This window comes from Amycolatopsis sp. NPDC051106, assembly GCF_040682775.1.
GTDB lineage: Bacteria > Actinomycetota > Actinomycetes > Mycobacteriales > Pseudonocardiaceae > Amycolatopsis.
Window position 1 is genome coordinate 1 of the sequence record NZ_JBFBBQ010000058.1, and the last position, 19,489, is coordinate 19,489.

The following is a 19,489-nucleotide window of genomic DNA, read 5'->3' on the forward strand; positions in this document are numbered from 1 at the left end:
CGCACTTACGCGCCTACGAATGGGAAGCCGAAGATGGTGTCCTCGGCGGTAGCCCGCACGTCCACCTCGCCTGCACCGAGGATCGCGGCGCGCCCGGCGCAGTCCGGCCGCGGCGCCGGCTCCGGCACGACGTCGCGGCCGAGCGCGGCGAAGTCGAAGAGCCCGCCCCAGAAGGGGCCCGGCCGGTTCAGGTCCGCGACGATGCTCCGCGTCGCGGCGTCGTAGGCGGCCGGGACGAGCCGGCTCCCGGTGACGACGACGGGCGCGAACCCGGCCGGCGGCGCGGCGGGGACGGCGATCCGCACCCGCGGCGCCCGGCCGCCGTCGAAGCTCAGGTCGGCCCCACCGCCGATCCGCCGGGTGAAGGCGGCCGTGACCCCGGGTTCCGGCGCGGGCCGCACGGAAACGCGAGTGCCGGCGGGAGCGTCGACCTCGATCCCGCCGACGGCGACCGTCCCACCCGGCCCGGCCGTGAACCGCTGCTGCACCAGGACTCCGGCGCCGCCGAGCAGCAGGACGAGCACGGCAGCCGTCAGCGCGAGCCGGGCGGGCCGGTCGGTCGTGGCCATCGGAGCCTCCAGAGCGCCTACTCCCTCCTAGTCACCGGACCGGTCGTGGCCGTTAGCCGTCGTGGCCCAACCGTGACGGCCGGCGGCCACCCGGGTAACCGGTCGCCGCCCCCGGGCCCGTCTGGCACCATCGGACCGGTGAGCCCGGTCGAGATCGCCTGCGACGAGTCGGGCTCCGAGGGCGAAAACCTCGTCGGCGGCGAGACCGACGTCTTCGCCCACGCCGGGGTCCGGCTGACGCCCGAGGAAGCGCGCGGCTGCGTCCAGGAGATCCGCGCCCGGATCGGCTCGCCCGCCGAGGAGTACAAGGCCAACCACCTCCTGCGGGGCAAACACCGGGCCGTCCTCGAGTGGCTGCTCGACCCCGCCGGTCCGCTCGCCGGCCGCGGGCACGTGCACCTGACCGACAAGACCTTCTTCGCCGTCCGCGCCGCGGTCACGCTGCTGGCCGAGCACGGCACCGACGCCATGGCGCGCACCCTCCACCGCGCCGGCCCCGCCGCCTTCGGACCCGGCCGCTGGGCCTACTTCCTCGCCGCGTTCACCAGCGTCCTGCGCCTGAAGCCCCGCCGCGGCGTGACGACGTCGCCGGCGGAGTTCTTCGCCCTGGCCGCCGAACTCGCGGGCGAAGGCGAAGCCGGCGAGATCATGGCCCAGCTCGCCGAAGGCGCCGAACGCGTGGCCGCCTACCGGGCCCGGCTGGCGAGCGACCCGGGCCTGGTGCCGGTGCTGGACCCGCTGGTGCCCGCGGTGATCCACACGGTCCGGCACTTCAGCACCGGCGGCACCCCGGTCGCCCTGGTCCACGACGAACAGCTCGCCCTCACCGGCGAGCGCGTGCTGCAGCTCAAAGTCATCCTCGGGCACCGGCTGGCCGGCGTCCGGTTCGTCGATTCGCGGTCCGACGCCCGCGTGCAGGTCGCCGACTTCCTCGCCGGCGTCGCCCGCCGGATCGCTTCCGACGCGCTCAACGGGCGCGGCGACCCCCGGCTCACCGGCCTGCTGGCGTCCTTTGTGGACAAGGACTCCGTCTGGAACGGGCTCAGCAGCTGACGACCTGCGCGGGCGAGGTCGTGTTGTCCAGCCGCTTGACGTACGCGTTCCCGCCGCGCCGCGCGCACGCAGACTCCTTGGCGGCGAACGGCCCGTCGTAAACCGCGTACACGTCGGCGCCGTTCACCTGCTGCCGCAGGGAGCCGCAGCCGGTGCTCGGTGTGTGCAGGTACCGCGCGCCCGGGTGGGCGGTGAGCAACCCCTGGACGTCCGCGCGGTAGCGGGCCGGCGTGATGGCCGAGCCGAGGACGACGACGTACGAGCCGTCGCACGCCGGCGTGCTCATCGCGGTCGCCAACCCGAGGTCGGCGCCGCTCGCGACGGTCGTCCGGACGCTCACCTGCGTGGTCATGACCGGCGGGGCGCTCACCGGCGGTGCGGCGGTGGACGAGGAAGCCGGCGGCGTCGAGGTCGGGGCCGAAGACGAGGACGAGGTCGCGGCCGGCTGGGCCTGTGAAGACGGTTTCAAGATCGTGAACCACCCGACGACGCCGATCAGCGCGAGCAGCGCCACGCCGGCGACCACCCACGGCGCCTTCGAAGGCCGGCGGCGCACCTCGGTGGCGGCCGGGGCCATCCGGGTGGCCTGCCGGGTCGGGGGAGCGGCGGCGGGGACCGGGCTGGTGCCGCCGAGCGCGGCCCGGGCGGCGTCCGTCAGTTCGGTGACGCTGCCGAAACGCTCTCCGGGGTTCTTGGCCATGCCCCGCGCGATCACGGCGTCGAACGCCGCGGGCAACCCGGGCCGCAGCGCGCTCGGGCGTGGGGGCGGCTGGTGCAGGTGCGCGCCGATCAGCGACGCGGCGGTGGACGCGGCGAACGGCTTGCTGCCGGTCAGGCACTGGTGCAGCACGCAGGCCAGCGAATAGACGTCGACGCGGTGGTCCACCGGCGCGTCGGTGAAGCGCTCGGGCGCCATGTAGTCGAGCGTCCCGACGGCGCCGCCGGTGACGGTGAGCCCGGTGCTGGTCCCGGCCGCGCGGGCGATGCCGAAGTCCACCAGGTAGGCGAACCCGGTCGCGCCGACCAGGACGTTCGACGGCTTGACGTCCCGGTGCACCAGCCCCTCGGCGTGCGCGGCGGCCAGGGCCTGGGCGACCTGGCCGGCGACGTCGACTGCTTCGGCCGCGGCCAGCGCGCCACCGGCGGCCAGCCGGGTGCCGAGGTCGTCGCCGTCGACCAGGCGCATGTCGAGGTAGAGCCGCCCGTCGATCTCGCCGTAGGCGTGGATCGGGATCACGTGCGGCTCGCGCAGCCGCGCCACCGCGTGGGCCTCCCGGCGGAACCGCTCCTGGAACTCGTGGTCGGCCGCGAAGTCCGGCGACAGCAGCTTCAGCGCCACAGCGCGGTCGTGGCGCGTGTCGTAGGCGCGGTGGACCTCGCCCATGCCCCCGCGGGCGATGAGCGACTCGACACGGTACGGCCCGAACTGCCAGCTCACGCTCATCCCTTCGCAGACACCGGGAAGTCTGCCGCAAGCCGGGGCGCGTTACAGCGTTTTCCCCGAGGACGCCCTCCCGGACCGGGCCCGAGACGAGCACGCCGTCGCGGCACGTGCGTACCCTGAGCTGGTGCGGACCCGCCCCACCCTGACCTGGACGTCCTCGGACGCGCCGCTGCCCCGGACGTCGAGCCTCGACGAGGTCGCCGGCGTCGTCGCCCGCGGGCGCGTCGCCGTGCTCAGCGGGGCCGGGCTCTCGACCGAGTCCGGCATCCCCGACTACCGCGGCGAAAGCGGCAGCCTGCGCCGCCACACCCCGATGACCTACGACGAGTTCGTCACCAGCGCCGAGGGCCGGCAGCGGTACTGGGCGCGCAGCCACCTCGGGTGGCGCACCATCGCCCGCGCCGATCCCAACGACGGCCACCGCGCGGTCGCCGCCCTGCGCGACGGCGGGTACTTCGGCGGCGTCATCACGCAGAACGTCGACGGCCTGCACCAGGCGGCCGGCACCGCGGACGCCGTCGAGCTGCACGGCAGCCTGGACCGCGTGATCTGCCTGGACTGCCGCCGCACCAGCCCGCGCGCCGAGCTGGACCGGCGGCTGCGGGCCGCCAACCCCGGCTTCGGCGGCGCGGCCACCCGGATCAACCCGGACGGCGACGTCGAGCTGCCCGAGGACGTCGTGCGCCGGTTCACCCCCGTGCCCTGCGCGGAGTGCGCCGGCGTGCTCAAGCCGGACGTCGTGTTCTTCGGCGAGAACGTGCCGCGCCCCCGCGTCGAGCAGTGCTACCGCCTGGTCGACGAGGCCGCCGCGCTGCTGGTGCTGGGGTCCTCCCTGACCGTGATGTCGGGCCTGCGCTTCGTCCGCCACGCGGCGGCCGCGGGCAAGCCGGTGGTGATCGTCAACCACGGCGAGACCCGCGGCGACCGCTACGCCTCGGTGCGGGCCGACCTGCCGCTGGGGCGGGCACTGACCGAGCTGGCCGGGCGGCTGGGCTGCGGCCTCAGCGAGGATCGCGGCCGAAGCGCGTGAGCAGCCGGTCTTGCCGCGACGCGCCCGGGGCGCTCGGCGGCGGGTCGGCGAAGACCCGCGGGTTCAGCTCCAGCCCCGCGAAGATGTCGTCGTGGTTTTCGTCGATCCACGCGACGAGACCGGGATCGAGGGTTTCGTCAGCGCCGAGAGCGCGGGCGAGGTCCCAGGTGTGCACGGTGCTGTCGGTGGTGCGGACGGCCAGCGCGCGCCGGCCGGTCAGCTTGCCGAGTGGGTAGTCGACGACCTGGTCCAGCGCGCCCGCCTCGGCGAAGGCCGCAGCGCAGGCCCGGACCGAGTCCGTGAACGCCGTCACCGGGTCGTCCCCGAGCGCGTCGGCGTCGCGAGCGGCGAGGAACTCCTCGCGGGTGGCGCCGCGCAAGAGCCCGATGTAGTTGAGGTTGCCGCGGGTCATGTGGTTCACCAGCGCCCGCACGTCCCAGGCGGTGCACGGGGTCGGGGCGTCCCAGCCGTCCGGCGGCACCGCGCGCAGGTGGTGCTCGAAGCCTTCACTCGCGAGCAGGAAACGGTCGATCAGCATGGGTCCACTCTGGCCCGGCCCGCGGTGCGGCGCAGGCGGGTTTCGGACGCCGTGGACGAGCCGGCCCGGGGCAGGTTGGGGGAAACGAGCCCGGACCGGCTCTGCGACGGACCTCCACAGCCGGTCGTTGCCCACAAGACGCGGCGGCCGCGCCGGGCGTTACACCGGCTGCAACCCGTGCCACGACCAGCGCGGCATCGCCAGCCCCGCGGGCACCTCGCCGGCCGGCCCCGGGTAGGTGAGCACCTCGGCCACCGCCCACTCCATGTAGGAGCGCAGGGCCGCGCGGAACTCCGGATCGGCGGGCAGGCCGGCGTCGTCCGCGGCCCGCACGAAGCACTCGACGAACCGGCGGCCGAGGTCGCTCATGTCGCCGTTGCCCGCGTGCATGCGCAGCATCGCCGAGTGGTCGCCGCACTCTTCGGAGAACCGCGGCGGCCCGCCCATGACCTCGGCCCAGTACCGGGCCAGCCGGTCGACGTGCTGCGGGTGCTGCCCCGGGTGCGAGAACGGGTGGTTCAGCTCGGGGTCGGCCAGGCAGCGCTCGTGGTGGGCGGCGGCCAGCGCGCGGAACGCGGGGTCGCCGCCGGCGAATTCGTACAGCGTCGGACGCACCCGCCGAGCCTGGCACGGGCGGGCGCCGAACGCCAGGACGTCAGCGTGCCTTCGCGGCGGCGCGTTCCGCTTCGGGGGTGAAGCCGCCGAACGCGTCGACCGCCCGGCGGACATCCTCGGTCACGAGGTCGTGGTTCAGCGCGCCGCCGGCGGCCGCGCCCTGGGCCGCGGCGATGACCACCGTCGCCCGCGCGTCGACGACGTTCCCGGCCGCCCACACGCCCGGCACGTTCGTCTTGCCCATCGCGTCGGTCTCCTCGTAGCCGAGCCCGCGCATGAGCTCGTCGTGCGGGACGGTTTGCGTCCGGACGAACAGCGCGGTCCGCGGCACGAACCGCGCGCCGAGCTCGAGCCCGGTGAGGTGGCCGGCTTCGCGGCGCAAGGCCGTGACGGTCCCGTCGACGATCTCGATGCCCCGCGCGTCGAGCCGTTCACGGTCCTCTTCGGACGGTGGTGCGGTGTGGGCGAAGTAGACGACATCCGGCGACCACTGGCGCACGAGCAGCGCGTGCTCGACGCTCGCGGGTTCGGTGCCGAGGACGCCGAGCGGCTGGTCGCGGACCTCGTAGCCGTGGCAGTACGGGCAGGTCACCGCGTCGGTGCCCCAGCTCTCGCGCAGGCCCGGGATGGCCGGCAGGTCGTCGCGGACGCCGGTCGCGACCAGGACGCGCCGGGCGGTCAGCTCCCGGCCGCTCGCGAGCCGCGCGGTGAAACCCGGTTCGAGCGCGCTCACCTGGTCTTCGACGATCTCGACGCCGTAGCCGGCGAGCTCCTCGCGGCCGATCTTGAGCAGCTCGGACGGCGGCAGGCCGTCCCGGGAGAGGAAGCCGTGCATGTGCTCGGCGGGGGCGTTGCGCGGCGAGCCGCCGTCGACGACCACGACGCGCCGCCGCGCGCGGCCCAGCATCAGGGCGGCGCTCAGGCCCGCGGCGCCGCCTCCGACCACCAGGACGTCATAGCTGTTTTCGGTCATGCCGCCACCCTGCGCCCGGCTTCGCGATTCCGACAACAAATGTTGCCATTTCCGGGACGAGAGCGTTTCCTGGAGGCATGACGGACGCCATCACCCACGCCCTGGCCGAGGTCGGCCCCCGGCTCAAGCGGGTCCGCACCCAGCGGCGCGTCACGCTGGCCGACCTTTCGACGGCGACGGGCATCTCGAAGAGCACGCTGTCGCGGCTGGAGTCCGGCCAGCGCAAGCCGAGCCTCGAGCTCCTGCTGCCGATCGCCCAGGCCCACCAGGTCCCGCTGGACGAGCTGGTCGGCGCGCCCGAGGTGGGCGACCCCCGGGTCCGGCTGACGCCCCGCCGCCTCCCGCGCGCCAACGGAGCGTCGATGACGGTGCTGCCCCTGACCCGCCAGCCGGGCGCGCCCCAGGCGTTCAAGATGATCCTCGAGCCGGAGACGGGCGAGCCGGATCCCCAGGTCCACGAGGGGTACGAGTGGTTGTACGTCCTGTCGGGCCGCCTCCGGCTGGTCCTGGCCGACCGCGACATGACCCTGGGCCCGGGCGAGGCGGCGGAGTTCGACACGAGGTTGCCGCATTGGTTCGGCGCGGTGGGGCGGCCGGCGGAGATCCTCAGCTTGTTCGGGAAACAGGGGGAGCGGCTGCACCTGCGGGCGAAGTCCCGGTAGCGCCCGGTCCGCGGGCGTCCGTGAAGATCCGGTGCAGGCGCGCCGTGGCCAGCGCGTCCACCACCCAGCCCAGGCCGAACGCGGTGATCACGTACCAGCCCGGTGACCGGGTGACCCACAGGAAGATCCCGGCGGCCAGCGCCCCGGCGAGCGCCAGCGCGGCGACTCCGACGAAGGCGAGCCGGGTCGGGTGGAGGGAGTTCCACCCGGTCGCCGTGAACCTCCGCCCGGGAGCCGTTTCCCGGTCGAGTTCCCGCTCTCGCCAGGCTTCCCACTGCAGGTTCCCGGCCAACCGGTCGCTCAAGGAGTCCCGGACGTACCGGTGGATCAGCTTGAGGTGGAAGGCGTGCAGGACATAGCGGTTGCCCAGCATGTACGACGTGAGCGGAACCACCAGGAGCAGCGCCGAGTTCGTGGCGGACGCGATCGCCAGGCTGATGATCGCGCCGGCCGAAGCGATCTGCAGGGCGAAGACGTTCCACTGGATCGTCGCGCGGCGCTCGGTCTCGCTGCGGAGCGCCGCGTACTCGGCGAGGAGGATCGAGGTGAGGTCGTCCGGGCGGTCGTCCACCGGCTCATCTTCGCGCGTCGCGGACAGGCGGGGCTACCTCCGGCCGAGTTCGCGCTGCATCAGCACCGTGTCGAGCCACCGGCCGTGCTTGAACCCGACGCGCCGCAGCACGCCGGCTTCGGTGAACCCGGCGGCGCTGTGCAGCTTCCGGGACGCGGGACTGCCGGAGTCGACGACGACCGCGATCGCCTGCCGGGCGCCCGCCTCGGTGCACCGCTCGAGCAGCTCGTCCAGCAGCCGCCGCCCGTACCCCTGGCCGGCGGCTTCGGGCGCGAGGTAGATGGTCGTCTCCACGGTGTGCCGGTAGGCCGGTTTCGGCCGCCACGGCGCGGCGAGCGCGTAACCCAGGACTTTCGCTCCGGCCAGGACGAGGAACGGCAGGTCGCTTTCGCGGATCTTCGCGCGCCACTGGTCCGAGGTCGGCGGGGTGGTCTCGAAGGTGACGACCGAGCCGGTGACGTACGGCGCGAAGACGGCCGCGATGCCTTCGGCGTCGGCCTCCGTGGCGACCCTGATTTCCGCTATAGTGGACACGGTCACTATCATAGAGGAATGATCGATCCGGCGAACCTGGGCCGCCGCCTGCACGCTCTGCGGACCGACCGCGGCCTGGCGTTGAGCGCGCTGGCCCGGGAAGCCGGCGTGAGCGTGAGCATGCTGTCGGCCATCGAGCGCGGCGAGAAGACCCCGACGGTGGTGGTGCTGTCCCGCATCGCCGACGGCCTGGGGTTGTCGTTGTCCCGGCTGCTGGCCGGCCTGGAGATCGACCCGGTGGTCGTGCGCCGCGCGGCGGAGCAGGATCACGTCGCCGAGCCGGGCGGCTGGCACCGCACGGTGCTGACGCCGGTCGTGCCGGGGGTCAACTTCGAGTGGATCCGCACGACTCTGCCGCCGCGGTGCGACGCCGGCGAGTTCCCCGCGTACGCCCCGGGTTCGCACGAGTTCGTCGCGGTGGAGTCGGGCACGCTGTCGCTGGGGGTCGGCTCGGCCGAGTACGTGCTGCAGGCGGGGGATTCGGTCTACTTTCCCGCCGACGCACCGCATTCGTACGCGAACCGAGGTGACGAGCCGTGCGAGTACCACGTCGCCGCCCTCGTGATGCGGTCGCGCGCGGGCCGGGTTCAGTAGGCGACGTCGCCGAGTGCCCTGCCGAGGGCCGGGCCGGCGCGCTCGTCCTCGTCGAGCGCCCGCCACAGCAGCGCCGCCGCGTGGGTGCGGACGCCGCAGCTCGCCGGATTCCGCCGCAGGTCCTCGAGGACGGGCGAACCGACGCCGCACACCGAGGTGACCACCGAGACGATCTGCGACGCCGCCGCCGAATCCGGGGCTCCCGAGCGGGCAGCGCCGAAGTGGTCGGCGATGGCGCGGACGGCCGCGTCCGCGAGGTCGCGGTGGTCCATGGCGTCCCCTCCCAGTCACGCCGGCGTTCGTGCCCAGAGTCGACGGTGGCACCGCGGGTGTTACGGCACCCGGGGAAACCGAGTGACACCAGCGTGTTCCGCGTGACACCGGGCGAAGCGGCTTCGCTGACGGTGGCAGAGGCCCGGGTGGAGCACGCGGACCACCAAGAGCTGCAGGTTCCCGCGTTTCGCCGGTCTCGCGCGGGGTTCGCTGCTAGCGTCCGGACGGTGCGAGTGTGGTGGTGCGGCCTGGGCTTGAGCGCGGTCGTGCTGCTCGGCGCGTGCACGGCCGGCGGGTCGGGGAGCGGGCGAGTGGTCCCGCCGTCACCGTCCACGACGGACTTCCCGGCCACGGCAAACGTTCCGGCCACGACCGGATCTCCGGTGACGACGGAATCCCCGGCGGCCACGACGACCCCGACGGCCACCCGGACGAGAGCTCACGCGCCGACAGCCACCCCGAGGAAGCCGACGACTCCGCACCGCCCCACCACCCGGCGACGCCCGCGCTGAGCACTCGCGGACCAAGCCAGAGCGCGCATTGCGATCCGGCGACAACGTCCCAGCCACGGTAACCATCGCCGCGTCGGCCGCGACTGAACCATGGTCCGGTTGCTCGTCGAAGGCGTGCCGATGAAGACGTGGTTGTGGGGAACGCTGCTCGCCGTGGGGTTGGCGACCGCGGCGTGCGGCGCCTCGCCGTCGCCGGCACGCGCCCCGGAGCAGTCGGTCACCACCGCAACGGTGCTCACCATCGAGCCGACGCCCACCGTGACCATCACCGTGCCGCCGACCTCCAGCGCAACCACGCCGGCCCCCGCCGCCACCAAGAAGAAGCCGGTCCGCAAGACGCCGACCCGGAAGCCTCCGCAGTTCGGCTACCAGTGCCGGGACGGGGACGAAGCGAAGTACGACGTCTGCGCCGGCCACAAAGCCTGGGTCGACGGGCAGCGTGAGTTCACCGACTGCCTCGACAACGGCGGGACCTGGGACGCCGAAACCGATCGCTGCAAACGCTCCTGACCTCAGCGCCCACGGAGCCGCGGGCGCGTCAGGCCGACCGTCGCCAAGACGATCAGCGCCACCGCCGCCACGGCAGCGATCACCGGCAGCACCGGGGCCTGCGCGTCGGTCCTCGCCAGCGTGAGGATGCTCGACAGCAACAGCACCGCCCCCACGCCCAGGTTCAGCCAGCACAGCGGAGCCGTGCTCGGGATGACATGCCAACGCCGCTCGGCCATCGGACCTCCTCCGTCGGGATCTCTCCCCGGATTTGCCCCGAACGGGTGGCGATCAAACCGGCCGCCGACGTTCCGCTGGACGGTACGCGGGACTGTGCCGCCGCCCGTCGCGGTGCGACCGTCGTGGACATGGCTCCCGTGATGGCGGCGATCGTCGGCCCCGGCAACATCGGCACCGATCTGCTGGCGAAGCTGCGACGCAGTGAAGTTCTCGAAATCGGTTACGTGGTCGGCGTGGTCGAGTCCGACGGGCACGAGCGCGCCCGCGCGCAAGGGATCGCGGCGTCCGCCGAGGGCGTCGACTGGCTGCTGCGGCAGGATCCCCTGCCGGAGCTCGTGTTCGAGGCGACGTCGGCCAAGGCGCACGCGGCCAACGCCCCCCGGTACGAGGCGGCCGGCATCCAGGCGATCGACCTGACCCCGGCGCACCTCGGCCCGATGGTGTGCCCGCCGGTGAACCTCGGCGCGCACCTCGACGCGCCCAACGTCTCGATGATCACCTGCGGCGGCCAGGCCACCATTCCCATGGTGCACGCGGTTTCCCGGGTGACGCCGGTGCCGTACGCGGAGATCGTCGCGTCCGTGGCCTCGCGCGGCGCGGGCCCGGGGACGCGCGCCAACATCGACGAGTTCACGCGCACGACGTCGCAGGCCGTCGCCGAGATCGGTGGCGCCGGGCGCGGCAAGGCGATCATCATCCTCAACCCGGTCGAGCCGCCGATGATCATGCGGGACACCGTCTTCTGCGCGATCGGGCTCGACGCCGACCGCGACGCGATCACCGAGTCGATCCACGAGATGGCCGACGAGGTCCGCAAGTACGTCCCCGGCTACACGCTGCGCGCCGACCCGCAGTTCGACGACGCGCGCGAGGAGTGGGACGGCAACGCGCGGGTCGGGATCTTCCTCGAGGTCCGCGGCAACGGCGACTACCTGCCGGAGTACGCCGGGAACCTCGACATCATGACGGCCGCGGCCGCCCGCGTGGGCGAGCTGATGGCCCGCGCCAAGCAGGAGGTGCTCGCATGACTCGCCCGGAGCTGAAGCACGACGTCCGGATCGTCGACACGACGTTGCGCGACGGCAGCCACGCGATGGCCCACCGCTTCACCGAGCAGCAGGTGCGCGACACCGTGCGCGCGCTCGACCGCGCCGGTGTCGAGGTGATCGAGGTGACCCACGGCGACGGCCTCGGCGGCTCGTCGTTCACCTACGGCTTCTCCGCCGTCGACGAGCTCGAGCTGATCGCCGCGGCGCGCGAAGAGGCGACGCAGGCGAAGATCGCCGTGCTGCTCGTGCCGGGCATCGGCACCGCGGAGGACCTGCGTCGCGCGTTCGACGCGGGTGCGGAGATGGTCCGGGTGGCGACGCACTGCACCGAGGCCGACGTCTCGCCGCAGCACTTCGGGCTGGCGCGCGAGCTGGGGATGGAGACCGCCGGGTTCCTCATGATGGCGCACCGGACGCCGCCGGAGGACCTCGCGAAGCAGGCGCGGATCATGGTCGACGCGGGCTGCCAGGCGGCGTACGTGACGGACTCGGCCGGCGCGCTGTTGATGCACGAAGCCCGCGAACGGTTCGAAGCGCTGGTCGCCGAAGTCGGCGACACGGCGTGGGTCGGCTACCACGGCCACCAGAACCTCTCGCTCGGCGTCGCGAACTCCGTGCTGGCGTACGAAGCCGGCGTCCGCTACATCGACGGGTCGCTCTGCGCGCTCGGCGCGGGCGCGGGCAACTCGCCGACGGAGGTCCTCGCGGCGGTGTTCGACCGGCTGGGCATCGACACCGGCCTCGACGTCGGCGCCCTGCTCGACGGGGCGGAGGAGGTCGTCCGCCCGTACCTGAACCGCTGGCCGAAGATGGACCGCAACGCGATCGTGCAGGGCTGGGCCGGGGTGTATTCGAGCTTCCTGCTGCACGCCGAACGCGCGGCGGAGCGCTACGGCGTCCCGGCGCAGGCGATCCTGCGCCGGTGCGGAGAGCTGGCGCTGGTGGGTGGCCAGGAGGACATGATCATCGACGTCGCGGTGACGCTGGCGGCGGAAGGCTAGTCCGCGAACCGGTCCAGTGCCGCGAGCTTCCAGCCGCGCTTGAGGTCGCTGGCCCGGTGTCCGGACCGGTCGTCGACCAGCAGTTCGGCGCCCGGCCAGGCCTCGGCCAGCTCATACGCGGTCGTCACCGGGCAGCTGAGGTCGAGCCGGCCGTGGATCAGCACGCCCGGGATGCCGGCCAGCCGGCCGGCGTCCCGGATCACGGCGCCTTCGTCCAGCCAGCCGGCGTGCGCGTAGTAGTGCGTGGTGAGCCGGACGAACGCGAGCGTGGCGGCGTCGACCGGTTCGTCGCGGACCGGGGGAGCGCCGGGCTCGAGGGACAGCACGACGTCCTCCCACCGGCGCCACGCGGCCGCTGCCCGGTGCCGGACCTCCGGGTCGGGGTCGTCCATGAGCCGGGCGTACGCCGCGACGTCGTCCTCGGCGCCCAGGGTGAAGCGGGCCCATTCCTCGGGGAAGAAGCGGCGCAGGCCGCGGTAGAGCCAGTCGATCTCCGAGCGGCGCGTCGTGCTGATCGCGCTGACCACGATCTCCGAGACCCGCTCCGGGAAGCGCTGCGCGTACACGAGCGCGAGCGTCGTACCCCACGAACCGCCGGTCACCAGCCAGCGCTCGATGCCGAGGTGCTCGCGCAGCCGTTCGAGGTCGGCGACGAGGTGCTCGGTCGTGTTGTCGCGCAACGACGTCGTCGCGTGCGGCACGCTCCGGCCGCAGCCGCGCTGGTCGAGGAGCACGATCCGGTAGCGGGCGGGGTCGAACACCCGCCGCATGCCCGGCGCGCTGCCCTGGCCGGGCCCGCCGTGCAGCATCACCGCGGGCTTGCCCCCGGGGTTGCCCGAAGTCTCCCAGTGGACGCGGTGCCCGTCGCCGACGTCGAGGAGGCCGTGGTCGTAGGGCTCGATCGGCGGGTACAGCTCGGGCATCGGGTGGCCACCTTCGGTCAATGTCCGGAAGAGACCGGTCCGGCCGCGCCGGGAGCGCGTCAGAATTCGGTCGCGCCGGTGATCTTTCCGGACCGGACCCACTTCCGAGGGGAATTCGATGAAACGCAGGATCTTCGCCGCGGCCGTGGCCTGCGCGGTCACGGTGGCGGGGCTGCTCGGCACCGCCGGAGCGGCCCAGGCGGCGACGTCGGTGACGTTCGCCCCGCGCACGGTGACCTCGCCGCACGACCACCAGTACGTCGCGGCGCTCGGCTCGGTGCAGCTGTCGATGACGGCGACCCAGACGGCGTACGTCTACTCGACGCTGCGGGCCAACAACGCATCCAATACGACGCTGATCGACAACGAGGTCCGCTGCGCGAGCACGAGCGGCTGGACCAAGAACGAGGTGCTCGGGCAGAACGTCCTGATCGCGAGTGCCACCAGCGCCCCGGCTTCGCTGCGGGACATCGGCGTCACGACGCGGTTCCTGGTCCACCCGGGCGCGGCGGGCACCGTCACGTGTACGACGTACCTGCGCAGCGCGAACCTCGGGCTGGGCAACTCGACCGTGAGCCTGGTCAGCGGCGAGCTGAAGTTCGCGGACACCAGCGTCGCGAACACGACCGCCGGCACGCCGCCGCAGGCCGACGACGGCGACACGCCCACCGGTCGCGTCATCGGCCTGAGTTCCGCGGCTCCGACCGTCCGCGAGCCGGCGACCGAGGTCTTCGAGACGGCGCCGGTGACCGGGCTCAGCGTGTTCGGGGACATGCAGCTGATGGCGTGCTACCCGGAGCCGGCGAACTACGACTGCCCGGTGAACAGCATGACGGCGCGGGTGACGCTGTTCGTCAACCAGTGGAAGGCCGACGGCACGCTGTGCAAGTCGGACTCGTCGTCGAGCGTGACGGCGGTCGTCCGCCGCGACGTCCACCACCTGGTGGTCCCGCTGAACACCCACTTCGCGGCGGCGACGGGCAACGGCTGCGTGCCCAGGTTCAACTTCTACGTGAAGACGGACTGGGTGAGCGGATCCACGGGCGCGGTGCAGATGGCGGCGAGCGGCCTGCCGGACGCGAGCGGCTCGACGACCACGCACAACGACGCGATGAGCCACGCCTTCGCGGTCGCCTACTGAGGTTCCGGGGCGCGCCGGCCTCGCGGCGCGCCCCTCCCGGCGTCAGGCGGGTTCGCCGAACCACCGGTGCAGCGCGGCTTCGAGGCCGGTCGTCGCGCCGTCCTCGCGGGCCCAGGCGATGTGCCCGTCGGGCCGGATCAGCACGCCGGTCAGGGCCGGCTCGCTGTCGCACTTGGCGGTCAGCGTGGTGACGCGGCCGGCCCAGCCGGACGCCGTCGCACGCAGTCCGGCGTGGTCGGCGAGGTCGAGCAGGAGTGCATTGCCGTCCTGGAGGTGCTCGCCGAGCCGCGTGCCGTCGGCGAGCGCGAAGTCGGGCGCGCCGCGGCCGGTGAGGTCGTGCTCGCCCTCGATCGGGTACCGGTGCAGGACACCGGAGAGCTTCTTGGCCAGGTACGTGGCGCCGTCGTCGGTCAGCAGCAGATCGGTGACGACCTGGCGCAGCGCCTTCGTCCGGACGTCGCTGCGCATCAGCGCGACCTGCGCCCGCGTCCACTCGAGGACCCACTCGCCGATCGGGTGGCGTTCGGTGGTGTAGGTGTCGAGGAGGCTGTCGGGCGCCCAGCCCCGGATGGTCGCGGCGAGCTTCCAGCCGAGGTTGACGGCGTCGCCGATGCCGAGGTTGAGCCCCTGACCGCCGAAGGGGGAGTGGACGTGCGCGGCGTCGCCGGCCAGCAGTACGCGGCCCCGGCGGTAGGTGGTGGCCTGCCGGGCGTTGTCGGTGAAGCGCGTCGCGCTGTGGACCTCGGTGATTTTGACGTCGGCGCCGGAGACGCGCCGGAAGCTGTCTTCGAGCTCCTGCGCGGTGACCGGGGCGTCGCGGTCCTCGGGTGGGCCGTCGAACTCGACGGTGAGGATCCGGCCGGGCATCGGGCCGTGGACGTAGAGGCCGCCGTTGCCGTGCTGCCAGCCGCCGGGGAGGGCGTCGGTGCCGGTGATTTCGGTGAGCGCCTGCCGCCCGGTGATGGCGGGATCGGTGCCGGGGAACTCGAACCCGGCGTGCTTGCGGACGAAGCTGCGGCCCCCGTCCGCTCCGACGAGCCACTTGGCGCTTACTTCGGTCTGGTCGTCGAGCCGCACGACCACGCCGTCGTCATCGGCGTCGAACCCGGTCACTTCGACGCCCCGCCGGACCTCGACGCCCAGCTCGGCGGCGCGTTCGGCGAGGATGGCCTCGACGGCTTGCTGCTGGATGACGACGACTTTCGCCGCGGGCCCGACATCGCGGAAGGCCGGATCGCCGAAGTCGACGCCGTTCGAAGCGACCATGATCCCGGCGAAGTGCCCGACGGGCATCGCGGCCTTCGACCCACCCCTCGATTTCAGGAACTCTTGAATCTGCGCGAAGTTCTGCTGCACGACGGCGTCCACCGCGGGCAGCAGGCCACGGCGGTAGAAGGCCTCGGCGGTCGTCAGGTTGACCGACCCGGCCTTGATCGTCCGATCCGGCTCGGCGAGCCGTTCGACGACGAGCACGTTCACGTCCTTGAGCCGGAGTTCGCAGGCCAGCATCAGCCCGACCGGTCCGCCCCCGGAGATCACCACATCCCAGTTCATGCCGCCGATGATGCACCGAAACTTTTACCGAGTCAAACTTTGGGCTCGGTCTATACTCTCGGCTCATGGCGGATCACGGACTGCGCGAGCGGAAGAAGCGGGCCACGCGCCAGCTGATCTCGAACGTGGCCTCGGGCTTGTTCATCGAGCGAGGCTTCGAGGAGGTGACGGTGGCCGAGATAGCCGAAGCGGCGGGCGTGTCCAAGATGACGGTGTTCAACTACTTCCCGCGCAAGGAGGATCTCTTCCTGGACCGTCACGCGGACCGGCTGGCGGAGCTGGTCTCGGTGGTCCGCACCCGGTCGGCGGGGGTGTCGCCTGTTGCTGCATTGCGTGCGCACCAGCACTCGCTGGTGGCTTCCGGGCATCCACTGTCGGGGGCCATCGCCGGGGGGCCGGGGTTCTGGTGGGTGTTGACGTCCAGTCCGGCGTTGATGGCTCGGTGGTTCGAGCAGGAGAGGGAGATCGCCGAGGCGTTCGCCGAGGTGTTCGTCGCGGAGACGGGGGACGCGTTCCGCTCTCGGGTGGTGGCGGGATTGTTGACCACGGCGATCACGTCGGTGTTTTCCCATGCTATGGGGCGGATCGTGGCTGGGGATGATGCCGACGTGGTGCGGCGGGAGCAGGTGGCGTTTATTGACCAGGCCTTCGACCTGGTCGAGCACGGCGTGGGAGGGTTTCCGGGCGGGTCCGGCTGAAGTGGGACAGGGGAAGACGTTCGTTGGGCGTGAGGGGGGACGCCTTGGCTGTCTCAGCTCAGAGCCGCGACGCCGCGAGGGCGGCTGAGGCTGCGGTGATCGGCACACGTGCAGCTCTGGCGATAGCATCTCGGAGATCCACGATCGTTTCGTAAACTGGATTCACGCCGCTGAGCCATATTGTCGGTGAGTCGTCATAATCACCTCCGTTTCGGTACAGTTGAGCAAAGAAGGTCATCATTCCGGTGTCGTAGCCCCAAGTGCTGGCTTCTTCCCAGCCGGGGATGTCGAGCGCGAGGCGGAAGTCTTGATACAACCTGGCACCCTCGGGTACGTACAAGGCGGTGATCCGATGCCATCGGCAATGCGTGTCCGCCCCCTGGACTATCTCCGCGCATTGCTGATTGATTGCCAGATTTCCTCGACAGGGTCGCTGCAGTCGGTGGGTTCGGCAGTACGGCTGGTCATCGTGCGTAAGGATGGAACACTGCTCGACTCCGTCCGCAAGCAAGGCCATGCATCTCCGAGTCGTCACAGCCGGGCCGTGTTCGCTGATGAACTTCCCAAGCTGGAGATCATTGGTGATCCGGCGATGGATGCGCGCTACGGATTCCTCTCTTGCCTTGCCTTCCATTCGGTAAACGGTTCCCGTGGTGGAGAGTCGTCGCACATATTCTTCGAACGTCAATGGCGGGCTCTGAAGCGACTTGGTGGCTGCCTGGTCGAATTGATGTTCCACAACACTGTCGGCTTCTGCCGGCGATGGTACTCGGATGCGACGATGGCATATCATGTCGAGCCAGAGTTCGAGGGTCAACTCGCAGTCGTCGCTGATGGGCTGGAAGAACCAGCTCTGCTCGGCGTCAAGATACGTTTTTATCCCGCGGTGGGCGGCGGTTCGAGACTCCTTCTTTGCGCGTGCTCGAAGGTGATGTGCCGCGGCAAGGGAAGTGAGGTCCAGTCCCGCAGGCTTGCGCATGCCGCCGGAAAGTATCTGGCGTGCCGCGTAAAGGGTGTCCACGGTCTTGGCAACGAGAGGTGCTAAGTCCAGTTGATCGGCATAAGTTCGAAGGCAGCGATAATCACCGTCGAATAGGTTGTGTCCAATGATCAGGTCGACTTCATCTGTGATTGTCGCCAGTGTGCCGACTTCATTTGGCCTGATCGTGTGGAAGGCGGTCTGTTCCCAGTAGGACGCTTCGACTGGGCGATATTCTGTATGGCGTGCCACGGTCAACACACCGATGACATCGATGTCCCACTTTTCAGGGATACGCTGGCCTCTGACTCGGCCATAGTCGACGTCGATCACAGCGATCCTGTCTGGCATGTCGGCAGGTATCTCTTCAAAAGCTTGAGTTCGATAGCGAGGATTCGATGGGGCATAGCGATCCGCGGCGACGACGGCGGGATCAGGTGCCACTATGGGTGTCCATGATGCAATTACTTCGGCGGACGCGTGCGCTGCTTCGCCGCGGTCCGAGGTCCAGATGGAGTGGGCTCGGTAGGCCGCTATTCCACGGCGATAGGTATCGATCTCGTCCGGGTATTCGGACGCCAACTCTTCCAAAGCGTGTACCCACACGTAGAGGGGTGCGGCAAAGCGGTCGTCCTGGTACCAACCGGACTGTAGTGGTGCACGCGGTGAATCAACTTCCGCCTCGAACGGCGACGAGTAGTTCTGGGGCAATTCAGGCGTCAAGGTTGGGACATGGTGGCCGCTTTCCACCATGCGCTCGATGATCGCCTGGAAGCCTGCGCCTCGCGCGGGCCACAGCGGCCGGCCGAGTTCGATTCTTGGCGGTATGGGCGGATTCTTGTACGGTGCCGCCTCCGAGAGTCGAGACTTCCTCGGTTTCCGACGCTTCTTCGGCATGCGACGCAGTATATCGCGAACCGGCGACAGTTTAAGTCTGCTAGGTGACCCTCAGTGGCACTCGGAGCCGGCGTCGTCGAACCGTCGAACCACTGCCAGGCGTTCGCGCGCGTCGCCGGAGGTCAGGACATCCTTGGTATCGAACTTCGGTGCCAGTTGATGGCGTAGATCAAATAGTCGTTCTTACTGCGGTGCTTCAGCGGTGAATGTGACAAATTAGCGAAGTGCGGTCTTCGCGCCCTCGGCTACTGCTTCCGCTACAGCCGCGAGGGCTGGGGAGTCCAGTTTCCACTGCTGCCAGTGCAGCGGTACGTCCAGTGGTCGATCCGGGGCTAGGTCCACCAAGGCGTCACCGCGGGGTGCTGCCTGCATCTCTGGGACCATTCCCCAGCCCAAGTCGGCTGCTACCGCGTCTACGAAAGACTCCGATGCCGGGATGTGGTGGCGGACCATCGTGAAGGTTCGGCGACGCGTCAAGCTTCGCAGGAAGCGGTCCTGGAGGTCGTCCTTGCGGTCGAACATGATTACTGGGGCGGTGGGGAGGGACGATGCCAGGGGAGCCGAGGAAAGCCAGCGTGAGATGAATGCCGGCGACGCCATTGCCCGGTAGCGCATGCGGCCCAGGCGGACTGAGGCGCAGCCTTGGACCGGCTGGGGTGAGGCCGTTACCGCTGCCATCACCAGGCCCTCGCGGAGGAGTGACGCCGTGTGGTCTTGGTCCTCTCGTTGGAGGTCGAAGGCGATCGAGAGTGATGCCGGGAGGCGGGATAGGGCTGGGAGGAACCATGTTGCCAACGAGTCCGCGTTCACCGCTATCGACAGCGTGCGCGTTGACGAGTCCAGGCCCAGCTCGGACAGTGCGTCCTGCTCCAGCTGGGCCAGTGAGCGCGCGAAGCGGACTAAGACCTGGCCTGATTCCGTCAGGGAGATCGGTTTGGTGCGCAGGAGCAGGACGCGGCCTGTGCGCTGCTCCAGGGCCTTGATGCGCTGACTGACCGCGGAGGGTGTTACGTGCAGGATTGATGCCGCTGCGTCGAAGCTTTGCTCGTCCACTACGGCTAGGAGGGTTCTGACCTGGTCCAGCGGGAGATCTGACATCACGAGCGCTAATGTTACGTAAGAATCTTTAGCTGGAGTAATCCAACGGGGC

21 protein-coding genes and 1 pseudogene are annotated in these 19,489 nt (G+C 71.0%); 10 read left to right on the forward strand and 12 right to left on the reverse strand.

Going from position 1 to position 19,489, the window contains the following annotated elements; all coding sequences use genetic code 11:
• Positions 1 to 80 (forward strand): annotated as a pseudogene (locus AB0M83_RS33200) (cupin); the annotation flags it as partial.
• 627 nt (positions 81 to 707) lie between these two features.
• Positions 708 to 1,622: a DUF3800 domain-containing protein gene (locus AB0M83_RS33205; RefSeq protein WP_364523148.1), complete on the forward strand. Its 915-nt coding sequence runs from the start codon at positions 708 to 710 to the stop codon at positions 1,620 to 1,622.
• Here AB0M83_RS33205 and AB0M83_RS33210 read toward each other — a convergent pair.
• Entirely contained in the window at positions 1,612 to 3,066 is a 1,455-nt protein-coding gene (locus AB0M83_RS33210; RefSeq protein ID WP_364523027.1) for a serine/threonine-protein kinase, read from the reverse strand. The genes AB0M83_RS33205 and AB0M83_RS33210 overlap by 11 nt on opposite strands.
• A gap of 124 nt (positions 3,067 to 3,190) precedes the next feature.
• On the opposite strand from AB0M83_RS33210, the gene AB0M83_RS33215 reads away from it, so the two are divergent.
• On the forward strand, positions 3,191 to 4,096 hold the full coding sequence (locus AB0M83_RS33215; RefSeq protein WP_364523029.1) for an NAD-dependent protein deacetylase: 906 nt from the start codon (positions 3,191 to 3,193) through the stop codon (positions 4,094 to 4,096).
• On the opposite strand, the gene AB0M83_RS33220 is transcribed toward AB0M83_RS33215, so the two are convergent.
• The 3 genes from AB0M83_RS33220 to AB0M83_RS33230 form a co-directional block, all read right to left on the reverse strand.
• Positions 4,068 to 4,634, reverse strand: a complete 567-nt coding sequence (locus AB0M83_RS33220; protein WP_364523031.1) for a TIGR03086 family metal-binding protein — start codon at positions 4,632 to 4,634, stop codon at positions 4,068 to 4,070. The two genes, AB0M83_RS33215 and AB0M83_RS33220, sit on opposite strands and share 29 nt — an antisense overlap.
• Before the next feature lie 159 nt (positions 4,635 to 4,793).
• Positions 4,794 to 5,249 (reverse strand): group II truncated hemoglobin, encoded by a 456-nt coding sequence (locus AB0M83_RS33225; protein WP_364523033.1) that lies wholly within the window; start codon positions 5,247 to 5,249, stop codon positions 4,794 to 4,796.
• A gap of 40 nt (positions 5,250 to 5,289) precedes the next feature.
• A complete protein-coding gene (locus tag AB0M83_RS33230; RefSeq protein ID WP_364523035.1) occupies positions 5,290 to 6,222 on the reverse strand; it encodes an NAD(P)/FAD-dependent oxidoreductase in 933 nt (310 codons plus the stop codon).
• Positions 6,223 to 6,299: 77 nt separating this feature from the next.
• On the opposite strand from AB0M83_RS33230, the gene AB0M83_RS33235 reads away from it, so the two are divergent.
• Positions 6,300 to 6,884 (forward strand): XRE family transcriptional regulator, encoded by a 585-nt coding sequence (locus tag AB0M83_RS33235; protein WP_364523037.1) that lies wholly within the window; start codon positions 6,300 to 6,302, stop codon positions 6,882 to 6,884.
• Here AB0M83_RS33235 and AB0M83_RS33240 read toward each other — a convergent pair.
• Together AB0M83_RS33240 and AB0M83_RS33245 are read right to left on the reverse strand one after the other, a co-directional pair.
• On the reverse strand, positions 6,829 to 7,455 hold the full coding sequence (locus AB0M83_RS33240) for a hypothetical protein (RefSeq protein ID WP_364523039.1): 627 nt from the start codon (positions 7,453 to 7,455) through the stop codon (positions 6,829 to 6,831). The two genes, AB0M83_RS33235 and AB0M83_RS33240, sit on opposite strands and share 56 nt — an antisense overlap.
• A gap of 33 nt (positions 7,456 to 7,488) precedes the next feature.
• Positions 7,489 to 7,989, reverse strand: coding sequence for an N-acetyltransferase family protein (locus tag AB0M83_RS33245; protein WP_364523041.1), 501 nt, complete (start codon positions 7,987 to 7,989; stop codon positions 7,489 to 7,491).
• Between the two features lie 18 nt (positions 7,990 to 8,007).
• Here AB0M83_RS33245 and AB0M83_RS33250 point away from each other — a divergent pair, with 18 nt between their 5' ends.
• Entirely contained in the window at positions 8,008 to 8,583 is a 576-nt protein-coding gene (locus AB0M83_RS33250) for an XRE family transcriptional regulator (RefSeq protein ID WP_364523043.1), read from the forward strand.
• Here the strand turns inward: AB0M83_RS33250 and AB0M83_RS33255 are convergent.
• Positions 8,577 to 8,855: a hypothetical protein gene (locus AB0M83_RS33255; protein WP_364523045.1), complete on the reverse strand. Its 279-nt coding sequence runs from the start codon at positions 8,853 to 8,855 to the stop codon at positions 8,577 to 8,579. The genes AB0M83_RS33250 and AB0M83_RS33255 overlap by 7 nt on opposite strands.
• A 633-nt stretch (positions 8,856 to 9,488) precedes the next feature.
• On the opposite strand from AB0M83_RS33255, the gene AB0M83_RS33260 reads away from it, so the two are divergent.
• Positions 9,489 to 9,878 carry a hypothetical protein gene (locus tag AB0M83_RS33260; RefSeq protein ID WP_364523047.1) on the forward strand — a complete coding sequence of 130 codons (390 nt, stop codon included), beginning with the start codon at positions 9,489 to 9,491 and terminating at the stop codon, positions 9,876 to 9,878.
• 2 nt (positions 9,879 to 9,880) lie between these two features.
• Here AB0M83_RS33260 and AB0M83_RS33265 read toward each other — a convergent pair whose 3' ends face one another.
• A complete protein-coding gene (locus AB0M83_RS33265; RefSeq protein WP_364523048.1) occupies positions 9,881 to 10,096 on the reverse strand; it encodes a hypothetical protein in 216 nt (71 codons plus the stop codon).
• A 129-nt stretch (positions 10,097 to 10,225) separates the two neighbouring features.
• Between AB0M83_RS33265 and AB0M83_RS33270 the strand changes: the two genes are divergently transcribed.
• The gene (locus tag AB0M83_RS33270; RefSeq protein ID WP_364523050.1) at positions 10,226 to 11,125 is read left to right on the forward strand and encodes an acetaldehyde dehydrogenase (acetylating); all 900 of its coding nucleotides are present in this window, start codon (positions 10,226 to 10,228) and stop codon (positions 11,123 to 11,125) included.
• Positions 11,122 to 12,147, forward strand: a complete 1,026-nt coding sequence (gene dmpG, locus AB0M83_RS33275) for a 4-hydroxy-2-oxovalerate aldolase (RefSeq protein WP_364523052.1) — start codon at positions 11,122 to 11,124, stop codon at positions 12,145 to 12,147. Before AB0M83_RS33270 ends, dmpG begins: the two co-directional genes overlap by 4 nt.
• Here the strand turns inward: dmpG and pip are convergent.
• Positions 12,144 to 13,070, reverse strand: coding sequence for a prolyl aminopeptidase (pip, locus tag AB0M83_RS33280; protein WP_364523054.1), 927 nt, complete (start codon positions 13,068 to 13,070; stop codon positions 12,144 to 12,146). The genes dmpG and pip overlap by 4 nt on opposite strands.
• Positions 13,071 to 13,188: 118 nt before the next feature.
• Between pip and AB0M83_RS33285 the strand changes: the two genes are divergently transcribed.
• Positions 13,189 to 14,211 carry a hypothetical protein gene (locus AB0M83_RS33285; RefSeq protein WP_364523056.1) on the forward strand — a complete coding sequence of 341 codons (1,023 nt, stop codon included), beginning with the start codon at positions 13,189 to 13,191 and terminating at the stop codon, positions 14,209 to 14,211.
• A gap of 42 nt (positions 14,212 to 14,253) precedes the next feature.
• Here AB0M83_RS33285 and AB0M83_RS33290 read toward each other — a convergent pair whose 3' ends face one another.
• Entirely contained in the window at positions 14,254 to 15,765 is a 1,512-nt protein-coding gene (locus AB0M83_RS33290; protein WP_364523058.1) for an FAD-dependent monooxygenase, read from the reverse strand.
• 65 nt (positions 15,766 to 15,830) lie between these two features.
• On the opposite strand from AB0M83_RS33290, the gene AB0M83_RS33295 reads away from it, so the two are divergent.
• Positions 15,831 to 16,463, forward strand: a complete 633-nt coding sequence (locus AB0M83_RS33295) for a TetR/AcrR family transcriptional regulator (RefSeq protein ID WP_364523060.1) — start codon at positions 15,831 to 15,833, stop codon at positions 16,461 to 16,463.
• A gap of 58 nt (positions 16,464 to 16,521) precedes the next feature.
• On the opposite strand, the gene AB0M83_RS33300 is transcribed toward AB0M83_RS33295, so the two are convergent.
• Positions 16,522 to 18,339, reverse strand: a complete 1,818-nt coding sequence (locus tag AB0M83_RS33300; RefSeq protein WP_364523062.1) for a hypothetical protein — start codon at positions 18,337 to 18,339, stop codon at positions 16,522 to 16,524.
• Positions 18,340 to 18,555: 216 nt separating this feature from the next.
• Positions 18,556 to 19,440 (reverse strand): LysR family transcriptional regulator ArgP, encoded by an 885-nt coding sequence (locus AB0M83_RS33305; protein ID WP_364523064.1) that lies wholly within the window; start codon positions 19,438 to 19,440, stop codon positions 18,556 to 18,558.
• Between the last annotated feature and the right edge of the window lie 49 nt (positions 19,441 to 19,489).

Excerpts from the sequence above, each read along its gene's own strand:
- AB0M83_RS33210 (WP_364523027.1), bottom strand. The coding sequence starts at position 3,066 with ATGAGCGTGAGCTGGCAGTTCGGGCCGTACCGTGTCGAGTCGCTCATC.
- AB0M83_RS33220 (WP_364523031.1), bottom strand. The coding sequence starts at position 4,634 with ATGCTGATCGACCGTTTCCTGCTCGCGAGTGAAGGCTTCGAGCACCAC.
- AB0M83_RS33230 (WP_364523035.1), bottom strand. The coding sequence starts at position 6,222 with ATGACCGAAAACAGCTATGACGTCCTGGTGGTCGGAGGCGGCGCCGCG.
- AB0M83_RS33235 (WP_364523037.1), top strand. The coding sequence starts at position 6,300 with ATGACGGACGCCATCACCCACGCCCTGGCCGAGGTCGGCCCCCGGCTC.
- AB0M83_RS33250 (WP_364523043.1), top strand. The coding sequence starts at position 8,008 with ATGATCGATCCGGCGAACCTGGGCCGCCGCCTGCACGCTCTGCGGACC.
- AB0M83_RS33255 (WP_364523045.1), bottom strand. The coding sequence starts at position 8,855 with ATGGACCACCGCGACCTCGCGGACGCGGCCGTCCGCGCCATCGCCGAC.
- AB0M83_RS33260 (WP_364523047.1), top strand. The coding sequence starts at position 9,489 with ATGAAGACGTGGTTGTGGGGAACGCTGCTCGCCGTGGGGTTGGCGACC.
- AB0M83_RS33265 (WP_364523048.1), bottom strand. The coding sequence starts at position 10,096 with ATGGCCGAGCGGCGTTGGCATGTCATCCCGAGCACGGCTCCGCTGTGC.
- AB0M83_RS33270 (WP_364523050.1), top strand. The coding sequence starts at position 10,226 with ATGGCTCCCGTGATGGCGGCGATCGTCGGCCCCGGCAACATCGGCACC.
- dmpG (WP_364523052.1), top strand. The coding sequence starts at position 11,122 with ATGACTCGCCCGGAGCTGAAGCACGACGTCCGGATCGTCGACACGACG.
- pip (WP_364523054.1), bottom strand. The coding sequence starts at position 13,070 with ATGCCCGAGCTGTACCCGCCGATCGAGCCCTACGACCACGGCCTCCTC.
- AB0M83_RS33285 (WP_364523056.1), top strand. The coding sequence starts at position 13,189 with ATGAAACGCAGGATCTTCGCCGCGGCCGTGGCCTGCGCGGTCACGGTG.
- AB0M83_RS33290 (WP_364523058.1), bottom strand. The coding sequence starts at position 15,765 with ATGAACTGGGATGTGGTGATCTCCGGGGGCGGACCGGTCGGGCTGATG.
- AB0M83_RS33295 (WP_364523060.1), top strand. The coding sequence starts at position 15,831 with ATGGCGGATCACGGACTGCGCGAGCGGAAGAAGCGGGCCACGCGCCAG.
- AB0M83_RS33300 (WP_364523062.1), bottom strand. The coding sequence starts at position 18,339 with ATGCCGAAGAAGCGTCGGAAACCGAGGAAGTCTCGACTCTCGGAGGCG.